At 70.7% G+C, this 13,956-nt stretch carries 14 protein-coding genes; 2 read left to right on the forward strand and 12 right to left on the reverse strand.

Going from position 1 to position 13,956, the window contains the following annotated elements; genetic code table 11:
* The first annotated feature begins 7 nt into the window (after positions 1-7).
* On the forward strand, positions 8-583 hold the full coding sequence (locus AB0D45_RS01415) for an antibiotic biosynthesis monooxygenase (protein WP_362454788.1): 576 nt from the start codon (positions 8-10) through the stop codon (positions 581-583).
* A 19-nt stretch (positions 584-602) separates the two neighbouring features.
* Here AB0D45_RS01415 and AB0D45_RS01420 read toward each other — a convergent pair whose 3' ends face one another.
* The 8 genes from AB0D45_RS01420 to AB0D45_RS01455 form a co-directional block, all read right to left on the reverse strand.
* Positions 603-2,252 carry a long-chain fatty acid--CoA ligase gene (locus AB0D45_RS01420; RefSeq protein WP_362454789.1) on the reverse strand — a complete coding sequence of 550 codons (1,650 nt, stop codon included), beginning with the start codon at positions 2,250-2,252 and terminating at the stop codon, positions 603-605.
* A 192-nt stretch (positions 2,253-2,444) separates the two neighbouring features.
* Positions 2,445-2,978: a SigE family RNA polymerase sigma factor gene (locus AB0D45_RS01425; protein ID WP_361608683.1), complete on the reverse strand. Its 534-nt coding sequence runs from the start codon at positions 2,976-2,978 to the stop codon at positions 2,445-2,447.
* A gap of 134 nt (positions 2,979-3,112) precedes the next feature.
* Positions 3,113-4,279, reverse strand: coding sequence for a lipid-transfer protein (locus tag AB0D45_RS01430; RefSeq protein WP_362454790.1), 1,167 nt, complete (start codon positions 4,277-4,279; stop codon positions 3,113-3,115).
* Positions 4,276-4,665, reverse strand: a complete 390-nt coding sequence (locus AB0D45_RS01435; RefSeq protein ID WP_362454791.1) for a MaoC family dehydratase — start codon at positions 4,663-4,665, stop codon at positions 4,276-4,278. The genes AB0D45_RS01430 and AB0D45_RS01435 overlap by 4 nt, the downstream gene beginning before the upstream one ends.
* A complete protein-coding gene (locus AB0D45_RS01440) occupies positions 4,662-5,696 on the reverse strand; it encodes an acyl-CoA dehydrogenase family protein (protein ID WP_362454792.1) in 1,035 nt (344 codons plus the stop codon). Before AB0D45_RS01440 ends, AB0D45_RS01435 begins: the two co-directional genes overlap by 4 nt.
* Position 5,697: 1 nt before the next feature.
* Complete coding sequence (locus AB0D45_RS01445) at positions 5,698-6,639, reverse strand: OB-fold domain-containing protein (protein WP_362454793.1); 942 nt, start codon at positions 6,637-6,639, stop codon at positions 5,698-5,700.
* A complete protein-coding gene (locus AB0D45_RS01450; protein WP_362454889.1) occupies positions 6,636-7,787 on the reverse strand; it encodes an acyl-CoA dehydrogenase family protein in 1,152 nt (383 codons plus the stop codon). The genes AB0D45_RS01445 and AB0D45_RS01450 overlap by 4 nt, the downstream gene beginning before the upstream one ends.
* A 344-nt stretch (positions 7,788-8,131) precedes the next feature.
* On the reverse strand, positions 8,132-8,488 hold the full coding sequence (locus AB0D45_RS01455; RefSeq protein WP_362454794.1) for a DUF6344 domain-containing protein: 357 nt from the start codon (positions 8,486-8,488) through the stop codon (positions 8,132-8,134).
* 347 nt (positions 8,489-8,835) lie between these two features.
* On the opposite strand from AB0D45_RS01455, the gene AB0D45_RS01460 reads away from it, so the two are divergent.
* The gene (locus AB0D45_RS01460; protein WP_361608671.1) at positions 8,836-9,234 is read left to right on the forward strand and encodes a DUF393 domain-containing protein; all 399 of its coding nucleotides are present in this window, start codon (positions 8,836-8,838) and stop codon (positions 9,232-9,234) included.
* Here AB0D45_RS01460 and AB0D45_RS01465 read toward each other — a convergent pair.
* The 4 genes from AB0D45_RS01465 to AB0D45_RS01480 form a co-directional block, all read right to left on the reverse strand.
* Positions 9,188-10,363: an HTTM domain-containing protein gene (locus tag AB0D45_RS01465; protein WP_362454795.1), complete on the reverse strand. Its 1,176-nt coding sequence runs from the start codon at positions 10,361-10,363 to the stop codon at positions 9,188-9,190. The two genes, AB0D45_RS01460 and AB0D45_RS01465, sit on opposite strands and share 47 nt — an antisense overlap.
* Positions 10,350-11,081, reverse strand: coding sequence for a DUF5819 family protein (locus AB0D45_RS01470; protein ID WP_362454796.1), 732 nt, complete (start codon positions 11,079-11,081; stop codon positions 10,350-10,352). Before AB0D45_RS01470 ends, AB0D45_RS01465 begins: the two co-directional genes overlap by 14 nt.
* A gap of 110 nt (positions 11,082-11,191) precedes the next feature.
* On the reverse strand, positions 11,192-12,586 hold the full coding sequence (locus AB0D45_RS01475; RefSeq protein WP_362454797.1) for an ice-binding family protein: 1,395 nt from the start codon (positions 12,584-12,586) through the stop codon (positions 11,192-11,194).
* A 319-nt stretch (positions 12,587-12,905) separates the two neighbouring features.
* The gene (locus AB0D45_RS01480; RefSeq protein WP_362454798.1) at positions 12,906-13,784 is read right to left on the reverse strand and encodes a helix-turn-helix transcriptional regulator; all 879 of its coding nucleotides are present in this window, start codon (positions 13,782-13,784) and stop codon (positions 12,906-12,908) included.
* Positions 13,785-13,956: the final 172 nt, after the last annotated feature.

Genomic DNA, 13,956 nt, shown 5'->3' on the forward strand with positions numbered 1-13,956 from the left:
TGGCCCCATGGCCCTCACCGACACGTCCGAGCAGACCGTCCCCGCCGACAACGGGGAGGTCAACCTCCTCATCGCCCGGCAGGTGGAACCCGGGCACGAGGAGACGTTCGAGGCGTGGGCCCACGGGATCCTGGAGACGGCCGCCGCCTTCCCGGGGCACCTCGGGTACGGGCTGTTCCGCCCCGCCACGGAGGGCGGGCCGTGGTTCCTGGTGCACCGCTTCCGTGACCAGGCGGCCTTCCAGCGCTGGCAGGACTCCCCGGAGCGGGCGCAGTGGTTCGCGAACTGCCTGGGCCACCACCACACGGAGATAGCCCGGCGCGAACTGCAGGGCATGGAGACGTGGTTCGCCAAGCCGGGTACGACCCGGCCCGCGCCGCCGCGCTGGAAGATGGCGATCAGCTCGGGGCTGGCCATCTTCCCGATCTCGCTGGCGGGCAACGCGCTGCTCGGGCCGTACCTAATGGACCTGCACTTCGTGGTGCGGACGGCCGCCTTCGCGGTCGTCTTCAGCACCCTGATGACCTACGTGGCCATGCCCGCCGTCAGCAGGCTGCTGCGGTCGTGGCTCACGCGCGGCTGACCCCGGAGGGCCGGTCGCCTCAGCCCAGCGTGGTGACGTCCAGCTCGCCGTCGGCGTACTGCTTGCGGATCACCTTCTTGTCGAACTTGCCGACGCTGGTCTTCGGCACGGCCTCGATGATCGTCCAGCGCTCCGGGAGCTGCCACTTGGCGATCGACTGACCGAGGAACGCGCGCAGGCCCGCGTAGTCCACCGTGGCGCCTTCCTTGAGGACGACCGTGGCCAGCGGGCGCTCGCCCCACTTCTCGTCCGGGACGGCGACGACCGCCGCCTCGGCCACCTCGGGGTGGGCCATCAGCGCGTTCTCCAGCTCCACGCTGGAGATCCACTCGCCCCCGGACTTGATGACGTCCTTGGCCCGGTCGGTGAGGGTGAGGAAGCCGTCGGGGCTGATCACGCCGACGTCCCCGGTCTTGAGCCAGCCGTCCGCGCTGAACTTGTCCTCCGGACAGACCGGTTCACCGGCAGCGCCCCCGTAGTAGGCGGCGGCGATCCAGTTGCCGCGGACCTCCAGCTCGCCCGCGGACTCGCCGTCCCAGGGCAGGTGGTCGCCGCCGGGGCCCACGAGGCGGGCCTCGACCCCGGCGGGGAAGCGGCCCTGGGTGACCCGGTACGGCCACTCCTCCTCGGCGCTCAGTCCGGCCGGCGGGTGGGCCATGGTGCCCAGCGGTGAGGTCTCCGTCATGCCCCACGCGTGGCAGAGGCGGACGCCGAGCTTGTCGTAGGCCTCCATCAGGGAGGGCGGGCAGGCCGCACCGCCGATGGTGACCTGCTTCATCGAGGTCAGGTCGCGGGGGCGGGCGGTGACCTCGGCGAGCAGGCCCTGCCAGATGGTGGGGACGGCCGCGGCGTGCGTGGGCTTCTCCCGCTCGATCATCTCGGCGAGCGGGGCCGGCTGGAGGAACCGGTCCGGCATCAGCAGGTTGATGCCGGTCATGAAGGTGGCGTGGGGCAGGCCCCAGGCGTTCACGTGGAACTGCGGGACGACGACCAGCGAGGTGTCCTGGTCGGTCAGGCCCATCGACTCGGTCATGTTGACCTGCATGGAGTGCAGGTAGATGGACCGGTGGGAGTAGATGACGCCCTTGGGGTCGCCCGTGGTGCCGGAGGTGTAGCACATGGCCGCGGCCTGGCGTTCGTCCAGCTCGGGCCAGTCGTAGTGGTCGGCGCGGCCTTCGAGGAGCTCCTCGTACTCGTGCACCCGTACGCCGAGGCCGTCGAGGGCGGAGCGGTCGCCGACGCCCACGACGACGACGTGCTCGACCGTCGGGAGGTGCGGCAGCAGCGGCGCCAGCAGCGGCACGAGGGTGCCGTTCACCAGCACGACCCGGTCCGCGGCGTGGTTGACGATGAAGACCAGCTGCTCGGGAGGCAGCCGCAGGTTGAGCGTGTGCAGGACCGCCCCCATGGACGGGATCGCGAAGTACGCCTCGACGTGTTCAGAGTTGTTCCACATGAGGGTCGCGACGCGCTCGTCCTGCTGGACCCCGAACTCGTCACGCAAGGCGTGCGCGAGCCGCGCGGCACGGACGCCGATCTCGGCGAAGCTGCGCCGATGCGGCTCGGCCTCACCGGTCCATGTCGTGACCTGGGACTTCCCGTGAATCGTCGACCCGTGGGCCAGGATCCGCGAGATCAGCAGCGGTACATCCTGCATGGTGCTCAGCAAAGCGTCCTCCCGGTGAGCGCTGCGGCGCTGCGGCGGCTGTCGGATGCTGCCGATTCTGCGCACGTACCGGTCGGCATGTCACTACCCGAGAGTAGAAACAGGCTGGTCGATCACTGTCCGGAGCCGTTCGCTGGCTGATGTTTCACGTGAAACACCGACGAGCGGTGTTTCACGTGAAACACTGCTCGCCGCTCACCGCACGGGCGTGAGCTCCGGATCCTCACGGAGCTTGACCAGCGCCCGGGAGACGGCGCTCTTGACCGTGCCGACCGAGACCCCGAGCAGCTCGGCGGTCTGCGCCTCGCTCATGTCCTCGTAGTAGCGCAGGACGACCATGGCACGCTGCCGATCGGGCAGCCGGGTCACCGCGCGCCACATCGCGTCGCGCAGCGCCTGCGCCTCCGCGGGATCGGTGCCCGGCGGCTCCTCGGCCTCCGGGATCTCGTCGCAGACGAACTCCTCGACCTTGCGCTTGCGCCACTGGGAGGTGCGGGTGTTGACCAGGGCCCGCCGCACGTAGCCGTCCAGGGCCCGCTGGTCCTCGATGCGGTCCCACGCGACGTAGGTCTTGGCGAGCGCCGTCTGGAGCAGGTCCTCGGCGTCGCAGGGGTTGGCGGTGAGGGACCGCGCGGTGCGCAACAGGACCGTGCCCCGGGTCCGGACGTACGCCGAGAACGACGGGTACAACGTCGGATTCGAGGCGAGCTTGCAGACAGGCGTGGTCATGGGTCCACGCTAGGAGCGGTGCGCGCTTCCGTAATCGGCCCAAGGTGCCGAAGCCGGGTCCGTCTCAGGTTGTACTGCCGGGCCGCCCCCCACCTCCTGAAGGTGGAGGACACGGCCCGCGACCGGGACCTGGGTCAGACCCCGGTCCCCAGGATCAGGCCGGAGGTCGGCACCCCCGTACCGGCCGTGACGAGGACGTGTTCTGCCCCCGGGAGCTGGTTCACGGAGGTGCCGCGCAGTTGGCGGACGGCTTCGGCGATGCCGTTCATTCCGTGCAGGTACGCCTCGCCGAGCTGGCCCCCGTGGGTGTTGAGGGGGAGCGCGCCGGCCGCCGTGAAGTCTGCGGCCTCGCCGGGGCCGCAGAAGCCGAACGCCTCCAGCTGCATGAGGACGAAGGGGGTGAAGTGGTCGTAGAGGATCCCCACGTCGATGTCCGAGGGCCGCAGTCCGCTGGTGCGCCACAGCTGACGGGCGACCACGTCCATCTCGGGCAGACCGGTGAGGTCGTCGCGGTAGAAGGAGGTCATCCCCTCCTGGCGGCGGCCGGCGCCCTGGGCGGCCGCGGTGATCACGGCGGGCCGCTGCCGCAGGTCCCGGGCCCGTTCGACGGTGGTGACGACGAGGGCCTGGCCGCCGTCGGTCTCCTGGCAGCAGTCCAGCAGCCGCAGCGGCTCCACGATCCACCGCGAGGCGGCGTGGTCGGCGAGGGTGATGGGCCGGCCGTGGAAGTACGCGGCGGGGTTGTTCGCCGCGTGGCGCCGGCCGGTGACGGCGACGTGGCCGAAGGCCTCGGGGGTCAGGTGGTAGGCGTGCAGGTAGCGCTGGGCGGCCATGGCGACCCAGGACGCCGGGGTGAGCAGGCCCCAGGGGAGGGACCAGCCGAGGGCCGCGCCCTCCGCCGAGGGCTCGCGCTGCTGGACGCCGGAGCCGAAGCGGCGGCCGGAGCGCTCGTTGAAGGCGCGGTAGCAGACCACGACCTCGGCGACGCCGGTGGCGACGGCGAGAGCGGCCTGCTGGACGGTGGCGCAGGCCGCGCCGCCGCCGTAGTGGATGCGGGAGAAGAAGGACAGCTCCCCGATGCCCGCCGCCTGGGCGACGGTGATCTCGGGGCTGGTGTCCATGGTGAAGGTGACCATGCCGTCGACGTCGGCCGGGGTGAGCCCGGCGTCGTCGAGCGCGGCGTGCACCGCTTCGACGGCGAGCTTCAGCTCGCTGCGCCCGGAGTCCTTGGAGAACTCCGTCGCGCCGATGCCGACGACGGCGGCCCGGCCGCCGAGGTCGTCGCGGGTGCGTACGCTCATGCCCCGGCTCCCAGGGTGACGGTCACGGTGCCCGTAACGTGGCGGCCGATGCGGTTGGCGCCGACCACACGGATCTCGGCGGTGTCCCCGTCGACGGCGGTGACCGTGCCGGTGAGGGTCATCGTGTCGCCCGGGTGGTTGGGGGCTCCGAGGCGGATGGCGACCTTGCGCAGGACGGCGCGGGGGCCCAGGTGGTCGGTGACGTACCGGCCGACCAGGCCGTTGGTGGTCAGGATGTTCATGAAGATGTCCGGGGAGCCCTTGGCCCGGGCGAGCTCCGCGTCGTGGTGCACGTCCTGGTAGTCGCGGGAGGCGATCGCCCCCGCCACGATCAGGGTGCGGGTGACCGGGATCTCCAGCGGCGGCAGCGCGTCGCCGACGTTCATGCGTCCTCCCCCTCGGATATGAGCGCGCCCAGCTCGGACAGCAGCTCGCTGCCGCAGCCCAGATAGGCGTCCAGCTGGCGTCCCCACAGGAAGTGCCGGTGCACCGGATGGTCCAGGTCGGCGCCCGTCCCGCCGTGCAGGTGCTGGCCGGCGTGCACGACCCGCTTGCCCGCCTCCGAGGCCCACCAGGCCGCGGTCAGGGCGTGCTCGCGGGCCGGGAGCCCCTCGTCCGTGCGCCACGCCGCCTCGTACGCGGTGACCCGGATCGCCTCCGTGTCCATGTACGCGTCGGCCGCACGGATCATGACGCCCTGGTTCGTGGACAGCGGACGGCCGAACTGCTCGCGGGTGGAGGTGTACTCCACGGCGCGGGCCAGCGATCCCGCGCAGACTCCGGCCTGGAGTCCGGCGAAGGCGGTGCGGGCGGCGCCGAGCACCTGGTCGTAGGCCTCCGCGCGCCCGAGCCGCTCCGCCTGCGCCCCGGCCAGGGTGAGGCTCCCCGCGGCCCAGGGCGCGGTCGTCTCCACCGGCCGCACGGCGGCTCCGGGCGCGTCCGTCCGTACGAGCCACAGGGCCCGGCCGGTGTCGGGGACCAGCACGTGCGTGGCGTCGCGCAGCCAGGGCACGGCGGGCGCGGTGCCGGTGAGGCGGCCGTCGGGCGTGGCGGTGAACCGCCCGCGCTCGGGGAAGGCACCGGTGGCCACGGCTTCGCCGCAGCCAAAAGCGGGCAGCAGGCGGGCGCGCTGTTCGGGGGTGCCGTGGGCGGCCACGGGCAGGACGCCGTACGCGCAGGTGGCGGCGTACGGGACCTGGGCGGTGGTGCGGCCCTGTTCCTCCAGCAGCAGGACCAGGCCGAGGAGGCCGACGTCCGCGACGGCGGCGGTCAGCCCGGCGGTCGTGAGGGCCTTCCAGAGCTCGGCGTCACTGCCGGTGCCGACGGCGGCGAGGCGTTCGTGGGTGGCCAGGTCGCGGAAGATCCTGGCGGCCAGGCCGGCCGCGGCGGCCTGTTCCTCGGTGGGACGGAAGTCCATGTCAGGCCGCCTCCCCCCGGAAGACCGGCAGTTCCAGCGTGTCGTCGACGCGCAGGAACTCCAGCCGGACGGGCAGGCCGATGCGGACCTTGTCGTAGGGGACGCCGGTGATGTTGCTGATCATGCGGACCCCCTCGGCCAGCTCGACGAGGGCCACCGCGTACGGGCCCCCCGCGCCGGCGGGCTCCTCGTGCGCGGTGAAGGCGGGGAAGGGCGGATGGTGCATGACCACGTACGAGAAGACCGTGCCGGCGCCGCTCGCCTCGACGGTGTCCCAGTCGGGGGAGGAGCAGGCGTTGCAGCCGGGGAGCCAGGGGAAGCGCAGGGCCGCACAGGCGGTGCAGCGCTGGATCAGCAGCCTGTGGTCGCGGACGCCGTCCCAGAAGCCCTGGTTGTCACGGTTGATCACCGGGCGGGGCCGGGGCGGGGCCTGCGGAGCGGGTTCCCGTGCGGCCGCGGGGGCGTACTTCAGGATGCGGAAGCGGTGGGTGCCGGCGAGTTCGCCGTTGGCGTGGACGTCCATCCGGGTCGTCACGAAGTGCCCGGTGCCCAGCCTGGTCGTCTTGCGCGGCGAGACCGACTCGATCACGGCGTCGAAGGTCACCTCGTCCCCAGGGCGCAGCGGGCTCAGGTACTCCTGCTCGCAGTCGGTGGCGACCACGGAGGTGCAGCCCGCGCCGTCGAGGAGCGCGAACAGCTCGTCGTAGGCGCTGGAGCGGTCGGTGTGGCCGGAGAGGCCGCCCATCGTCCAGGCCTGGAGCATGGTGGGCGGGGCGATGGCGTCCGGGCCCTGGTAGGCGGGGTTGGTGTCGCCCATCGCCTCGCACCAGTGGCGGATCATCGGCACGTTCACGGCGTCCTTGGCCCGGCCCGCGGTGGCGGCGGGCTGCCCTTCGAAGGCCTTGAGCCTGGCGTGGAACCGGTCGCTCTCCCCGGCGGTCATCGTTTCCTCCCCTTCATCCCGAGCCGCATCATGGCGACGATCTCCCGCTGGACCTCGCTGACCCCGCCGCCGAAGGTGTTGATCTGGGCCGCCCGGTTCAGCCGCTCCAGCTCGCCGCCCGCGAAGGCCTGCGGACCGCGTACGAGGGCCTCCTCGCCGACGGCTTCCTGGCAGATCCGGTACACCTCGACGGCGGACTCGGTGCCGAGGAACTTGACGCCGCTGGCGTCTCCGGGGGCCAGGGTCCCCGCGCCCACGTCCTGCACGAGGCGCCAGTTGAGGAGGCGTACGGCGGCCAGCCGGGCGTGTGCCTCGGCGAGCCGGGACCGCACCCAGGGGTGGTCGGCGGGCCGGTCGCCGGTGGCGGGGTCCGGGGTGCGGGCGTGGCGGAGCGCCTGTTCGTAGAAGTCCTCGGCCTGCATGCCGATGGCGGCGAGGGCGACCCGTTCGTGGTTGAGCTGGTTGGTGATCAGGCCCCAGCCGCCGTGTTCGGGGCCGACGAGGTTGCCTTCGGGGACCCGGATGCCGTCGTAGTACGTCGCCGTGGTGGTGAGACCGCCGACGGTGTCGATGGGTGTCCAGGCGAAGCCGGGGCTGTCGGTGGGCACCAGGATGATGGAGATGCCCTTGTGCTTGGGGGCCTGCGGGTCGGTGCGGCAGGCCAGCCAGATCCAGTCGGCATTCTGCGCGTTGGACGTGAAGATCTTCTGCCCGTCGACCACCCACTCCCCGCCGTCGCGCACGGCCCGGGTGCGCAGCGAGGCGAGGTCGGTGCCGGCCTCGGGCTCCGAGTATCCGATGGCGAAGACGATCTCGCCCCGCAGGATCAGGGGCAGGAAGTGGTCCTTCTGCTGCCGGGTCCCGTACTTCATGAGGGTGGGACCGACGGTGTTGAGGGTGACCATGGAGACGGGTGCGCCGGCCCGGTAGGCCTCGTCGAAGAAGACGAACTGCTCGTCGGGTCCGCGGCCCTGGCCGCCGTACTCGACGGGCCAGCCGAGGCCGAGCAGCCCGTCGGCGCCGATGCGGCGCAGCAGTGCGCGCTGTGCGGCCGGATCCTCGGGCGCCCCGTCGGGCATCAGGTCCCGGAAGTACGCGCGCAGTTCGGCGCGCAGTCGCGCCTGGCCTTCGGACGGGGCGAGGTGCACGGCGCTGGCCTCCCGGCATCGCATCGGACGAGCAGAGCTGACTGTCCGTCAGATTTGCTCGGGATGTCAAGGTCGAGGGGTGGGGCCGTCACCTCCCGCACAGGAGGTGAACCGTTTCGCCGAACGCGGGCGCCCCGGACATGCCGAAAAGGGCCGCGTCCTCCGGGATCCGTGCCGTCTCCCGGGCCTGCGGCCCTGCCGTACCAAGCTCCACGCCCCCTGCACGCCCCCTGCGGGCGCCGGGCGACCCCCTTGTGCCCCCTTCCCCGGGGTCGTGCGCGGCGCGCTGCGCCGCGTGCTGCCGATCCCGTGGTCCGCGTGGTCCGCGTCGCCCCTGCGACCGCCTACGCGGCGAGGGCGAGCCGGTCCTGGCCCACGACGGGGGCGATCCGGACCTGGGCCGCGGCGGGGGAAAGGGTGGCGGCGGTGGTCGAGCGCCGGACGGACGGCGCCTTGCCGTGTGCCTCGGCGCGGATCCGCTGCTTGATCGTCGGCGGGAGCGAACCGCCGCGCATCATCGCCCGCCACGGCCGCCGCGCCACCACGGCCGGCCGACGGCGCACCGCAGGAGCCACCGGGGCGGCGACCGCCTCACCAGCGGCGGCCGGGGCCGCCTTCCCACCGAGGCCGAGGGCGGCCAGGAGCGCCACGAGCGCGGCGAGGACGGTGGTCCAGAACGAGGCGATGCTGCGGTGGATCATGACGGGTCCCTCAATTCGCGATGTTCCGACGGGCGGATCTGCATACATTCGTCATGATGCGGACGCAACCGCACGACCCCCACCATGCGCGCCGATCGTCCGACAAACACCACCCGGAAAGCCCAAAGCCGCACGACGAAGGGGCGCCCCCTGATCGGGGGCGCCCCTTCTGACCTGCACCTACCCTGCCCTGGCGGTGGGTGGGACAGGGGCCTGCGATGAATCACTGCCGACGGGTTTTCGCGGCCGCCGAACACACACCCACGCCGTAGGTCGTGTTGCCGGCCAATCGCCTTTTGCTCACCCCACACTGAAGGTGTCCAGCCCGTCGCGGAAAGGGAGCCCGGATGACAAGCCAGCCCATTCTGTTGTTCGACGGAGACTGCGGATTCTGCGGCAGATCGATCGAGATCATCCAGCGCACCATCCGGCCGCGTGTGCAATGCGTCCCCTGGCAGTACGCCGACCTCGCCGCCCTGGGTGTCACCGAAGACCGAGCCGACCGGGAGATCCTCTGGATCAGCCCGGCCGGCGGCGAGGTCCACGGTGGAGCGCGCGCCCTGTCCGCCGTGCTGATGTGCGGACGAAGGCGCTGGTGGTGGCTCGGGCTCGTTCTTCGGCTGCCGCCCGTCACCTGGATGGCACGGGGCGTCTACCAGGTCGTCGCGAAGAACCGCCACCGCCTGCCGGGCGGCACCGTCACCTGCTCTCTTCCTGCACATATGCGAGGGAAGCCGGTCGGTTGACCACCCTGCTCTGATCAGCCTGCGGCGGCACCGCAGCGGGTGCCGACCCCACCGGGGCTTCGTCTCCCAAGCCGCCGGCGCGGCGGGATGTGCGCCGGCACAGCCGTCCCAGGGCCAGGTAGAAGCGGTCCGGCAGGAATGCGGCATCGGCGACGATCATCGCGCCGGAGAAGAGTGGCAGCCCCATGAGCAGCGCGATGTTCACGTGCATGCCCAACAGCAGGACCAGAACCGGGTATTTCAACCTGCCGAACAGGACGAACGGGAAGGCGACCTGCACCAGCACCGTCATGTAGCCGACGACGGCGATCAGTACGTGATGCCCGGCGACGAGCTGGGACAGCTCGGGCCAGGGCCGGAACAGGTCGATGTTCAGGACGTAGTGGAGGGCGGTACCGTCGCCCCACTTGGGGCCCTGCACCTTGTACAGGCCAGCGCATCCGTAGAGGAAGCAGACCTGGGCGGCGATGACGAACATGCCGCAGTTGTGCAGCACGGTGGTCAGCATGATGCGGGCGCCGCCGAGGTGGTGCCGGAGATCGCCGGCCCGCGCGTCCGACGTCTTGGCCGACGCCTGGAGCCGGATCCTACGGGCGTCCAGGGACCAGCGCCGGCCGCACGCGGTGAAGGCGAGGTAGACCGACATGAGGACCATGAGATTGTCCCCGCCGTCCGCCATGAAGATCGCCCTGGCGTGGAACGACATCACCACGACCGCGAACAGTGCGGACACCGCCCGCGTCCGCCACCCCAGCACGAACAGCGCACACGTGACGAGGGCCAGGGCGTAGCAGACCTCGAAGTACAGCCGGCTGTCGGACAGGGTGAGGACACTGGCCCACCCGCTCTGCTCGAACATCTGCCTGGCCAGCGCGGGCGTCCACGGGGAACCGGGGCCCCACATCTCGTCGCGGTGCGGAAACTCCCGGAGCAGGAAGACGAGGTAGAGCAGCCCGTACCCGATGCGCAGCGCCGCCGCCGCGTAAAGGGACACCGGCCGCTCGGTCAGGAGCACCAGGAACGCGTGGATCCGTTCGAGTGCACGCTGCGGGATCCGTACGGATCCTCGCGCGGTGGTGCGTTCGGACGCTGCGGGCGCCACGACCGGTTCCAGCTCAGTGCGTTCCATGCGAGGCCACCTTCCACCACGGCAGATAACGGGTTTCGGATCGCGCCTGCGCCGCGGCGACCGGGCGGGATCCAGGCGCCGCACCGGGCGCGGCGATAGGCCGCGAGATCACCCGCAGCTGAATGGAATCGAAGGTGACGCCACGGTGTGAGGCGACGCGATCAACTGCGATGTTGTGCAGGTACTTCTCGATCATCACAGCCCGCTCGGAGTGCGGCCGATTGTCGCCTCCGTGCGTTTTGAGGTACGAATTCCACGCCTGCCGCAGCATGTTCTGTGCCGTATGGCTCGGAAATACATGGTGTTTGACGGCGGAATCGTCCCGAGAACTCAGATCGATCCAGCCACTCACCTGCACGGTCCCGTCCGGTGCCGTATGCCTCGTCCTCGCAGAGATCTGCCGGTTGACGGACTGCGGATTCGGCGCGAAGAGCCGCCAGTTCTGCTCGAACACGGGCCGGACCCACGCGTTGACCTGCCGGCTGCACGCCTTGGAGATGGCGTTCGGAGGTGCCACGTAGAGAAACACCAAGACCACATGGACCAGGGTCACTGCCAGACACAGGGCCACCGCGGCCCCCGTTGCGGCGCTCAGCGCACGGGGCGGCCCTGGCGGCACCTGGGCACTACCAGTTCCCCCGCCGCTCTCCCGCTCTGCCGGCTCGGCGCCGGTCCGCCGCTGGTACTTCACATTCGTCGACTCGGTACCGCTCAGCACGGCCCCACCCGGCCCTTCCCATCCCGACTGCTCTCACCTGCTGCTCCTGCTTCCGCGGACGGCGCGCGGCGCGATCGTTGACGATCCGCCGCGCGCCGCCCGTCGTACGGTCAGTGCGAAGCGCGCACCCCGTGCCCGCTCTGGTGGCCCGGCCACCCCGGCAGGTCGTGGTACCCCGGCCACCCCGGCTTGCCGGGCTTCCCGGGGTGGTGGGGGTGGCCCGGCCATCCCGGCTTGCCGGGCTTCCCGGGCTTGTGGTGGTGGCCCGGCCATCCCGGCTTGCCGGGCTTCCCGGGGTAGTCGCAGTCGTCGTGTCCGCCCGTGGCGTGACCGCTCGCGGCATCGCCGGTCGCAGCGTCGCCGGTCGTCGTCGTGCTCGCCGCGTCACCTGTCGCCGCCGCATCACCCGTGCTCGCCGCATCACCCGTGCTCGCGGCATCACCCGTGGTCGACGTGTCACCCGTGCTCGCGGCATCACCCGTCGTGGACGTGTCACCCGTGGTCGCCGCATCACCCGTGGTCGACGCCGCGTCACCTGTGGTCGACGTGTCACCCGTCGTGGACGTGTCACCCGTGGTCGCCGCATCACCCGTCGTGGACGTGTCACCCGTCGTGGACGTGTCACCCGTGGTCGCCGCATCACCCGTGGTCGACGCCGCGTCACCTGTGGTCGACGTGTCACCCGTGGTCGACGCGTCACCCGTCGCCGACGTGTCGCCCGTCGTGGTGGTGTCGCCCGTCGTGGTGGTGGTCGTTGCGGTGGTGGTGTTGTCGCACTCCGGCCTGGTGATGACGTTGTTGTTCAGCGTCACGGCCCCGTTGCGAGCCAGTACCCGGCCTTCGACCGTCGCCCCGCTGTTGACCGTGATCGAGGTGAGCGCCATGAGGGTGCCCACGAAGGTGGAGCCGGATCCGAGCGTGGCCGATTCGTCGGTCACCCAGAACACGTTGCACGCCTGGGCTCCGTTCTGGAGGACGATGCTGCTGCCGGACGCCGTGGTCAGGCCCGCCGGAATCTTGAACACCCATACGGCATCGGGGTTGTTCTGTGCATCCAGGGTCCAGACGCCGTTGACCAGGAGACCGGACTCGACGGCGTAGGTGCCGGGAGGCAGCGTGGGCGTCACGGGCGCCGCAGAAAGGTCGAATTCCGTGGGCTGGCCGAATGCGTCGTCGTACGCCGTGGCGAGGTCGGCCTTCGCTCCCGCTGCCGCCGCGCCTGCGTAGATCGTTCCGCCCACCACGGTCCCCGGCGGGAATCCGGTGACGGCTGTTCCCGGAGAAACACCGATGTCTCCGGTGACCACGGAGTCACCTTCGTTGGTGACTGTCGATCCCGCCAGTACTGCGAAACTTTCCGCAGTACCCAGTTCTACGAATGTGGCCGCATTTGCCAGTGTAGGCGTCACTGCCACTACGGCGACGGCGACCAGCAGGGTGAGCACCCCGGCGATCCAGGCCGTCAAGGTGCGCCGTTGCGGCGCATCGGAAATGTTCAGGGACATCAAGTAGCCAACTCCTGTGGGGCGGTGGTGGCGTCCGGCGTTCCTATCAAACGGAATCGCCTCTCCTGTCAGCGGCATATTACGCAGGCACCAGAACCGGAAGACGGCCCACTCGGACGATGTCGCCGGAATAAATCAATATGCATCAAGGAAAGTACGATTAATGTCGGCCGAATGGCCGCCCCGGCCGTATCACTGTTTTCGCCGACGGAAATGCGCCCGCCGCTCCATTGGAGCCGCGGGCGGTGAATGGCGCCCGGCCCGATCTACCTGCGGGAGCTGCGGTACCCGGCACGAAGGCTCGTGGCCGGTGCGGCGATCATGGCCGGCCGGACCGCGATGCGGCAGCCGGCAGCTCCTGAGCGGCTCGGACGAGGAAGCGGCGAGTGTCCTCCGGGTTCAGGGCCTGGGCCTGGAGGTGGTCGTACATGGCGCCGTACTGCTGCACCTCGGATCGTTTCTCCAGGTAGAGGTCGCTGGTGAACCGTTCCAGATACACCGTCCCCGTGGCGCAGTCCGGGAATTCGAGGATGGAGAACTGCCCCGAGACGCCCGGGTGGGACCCCGTCTCGTAGGGGAGGACCTGCACGGTGATGTGTGGCTGCGCACCGAGGCGGTTCAGGAACTCGAGCTGTTCACGCATGATCTCGGGGCTGCCGACCACGCGGCGCAGTGCGGATTCGTCCAGCACGGCCCATAAGCGAAGGGGCCGTGCCGGGTGGTGGGCCCGGGACTGACGGCGCAGCCGGACGTCGTGGCGTACTGCAATCTGATCGGGGGTGGCGTGAGGGATCGTTTCCGCGATGACCGCGGCCGCGTAGGCAGGAGTTTGCAGCAGACCGGGGATCACCAGGGACTCGTAGGTGCGGATCGAGGAGGCTGCCGTTTCCAAGCCGATGTAGACGGCGTAGGGAACCTCACCGCAGGCGACCCACCAGCCCTGCCGGTCCGATTCCGTTGCCATCTGCATCAGCAGGTCGATGGCCTGCGGGTCTGTGACTCCGTAGAGGCCGCACAGGTCCCGTACGTCGCGGCGCTTGATGGCACGGCGGCCGTTCTCCAGGTGGCTGACCTTGGACTGGGAGATCAACAGGTGCTCCGCCACCTGCGTACAGGTCAGGCCGCGTGCCAGGCGGAGCCGACGCAGCTCCGCGCCCAGTCGGCGCCGTCTGAGGGTCGGGTTCCCACTCACCGCCACGGACGGTCTACCTCCGGCTCGGAGCAGTCGTACAGCCACAAGGTGCCCGGGCGGACGTGTCCGCCACGAGTGATCAACGGGCCCTGCCGACAAGTCTCATGTCTGGCGAACGCAGCCGCGTGCAGAGCCCGAGCGAATTTCACCCGGACGACACGGACTTCCACCTATCCGC

The sequence above is a fragment of the Streptomyces sp. NPDC048352 genome (genome assembly GCF_040651895.1).
Lineage (GTDB): Bacteria > Actinomycetota > Actinomycetes > Streptomycetales > Streptomycetaceae > Streptomyces.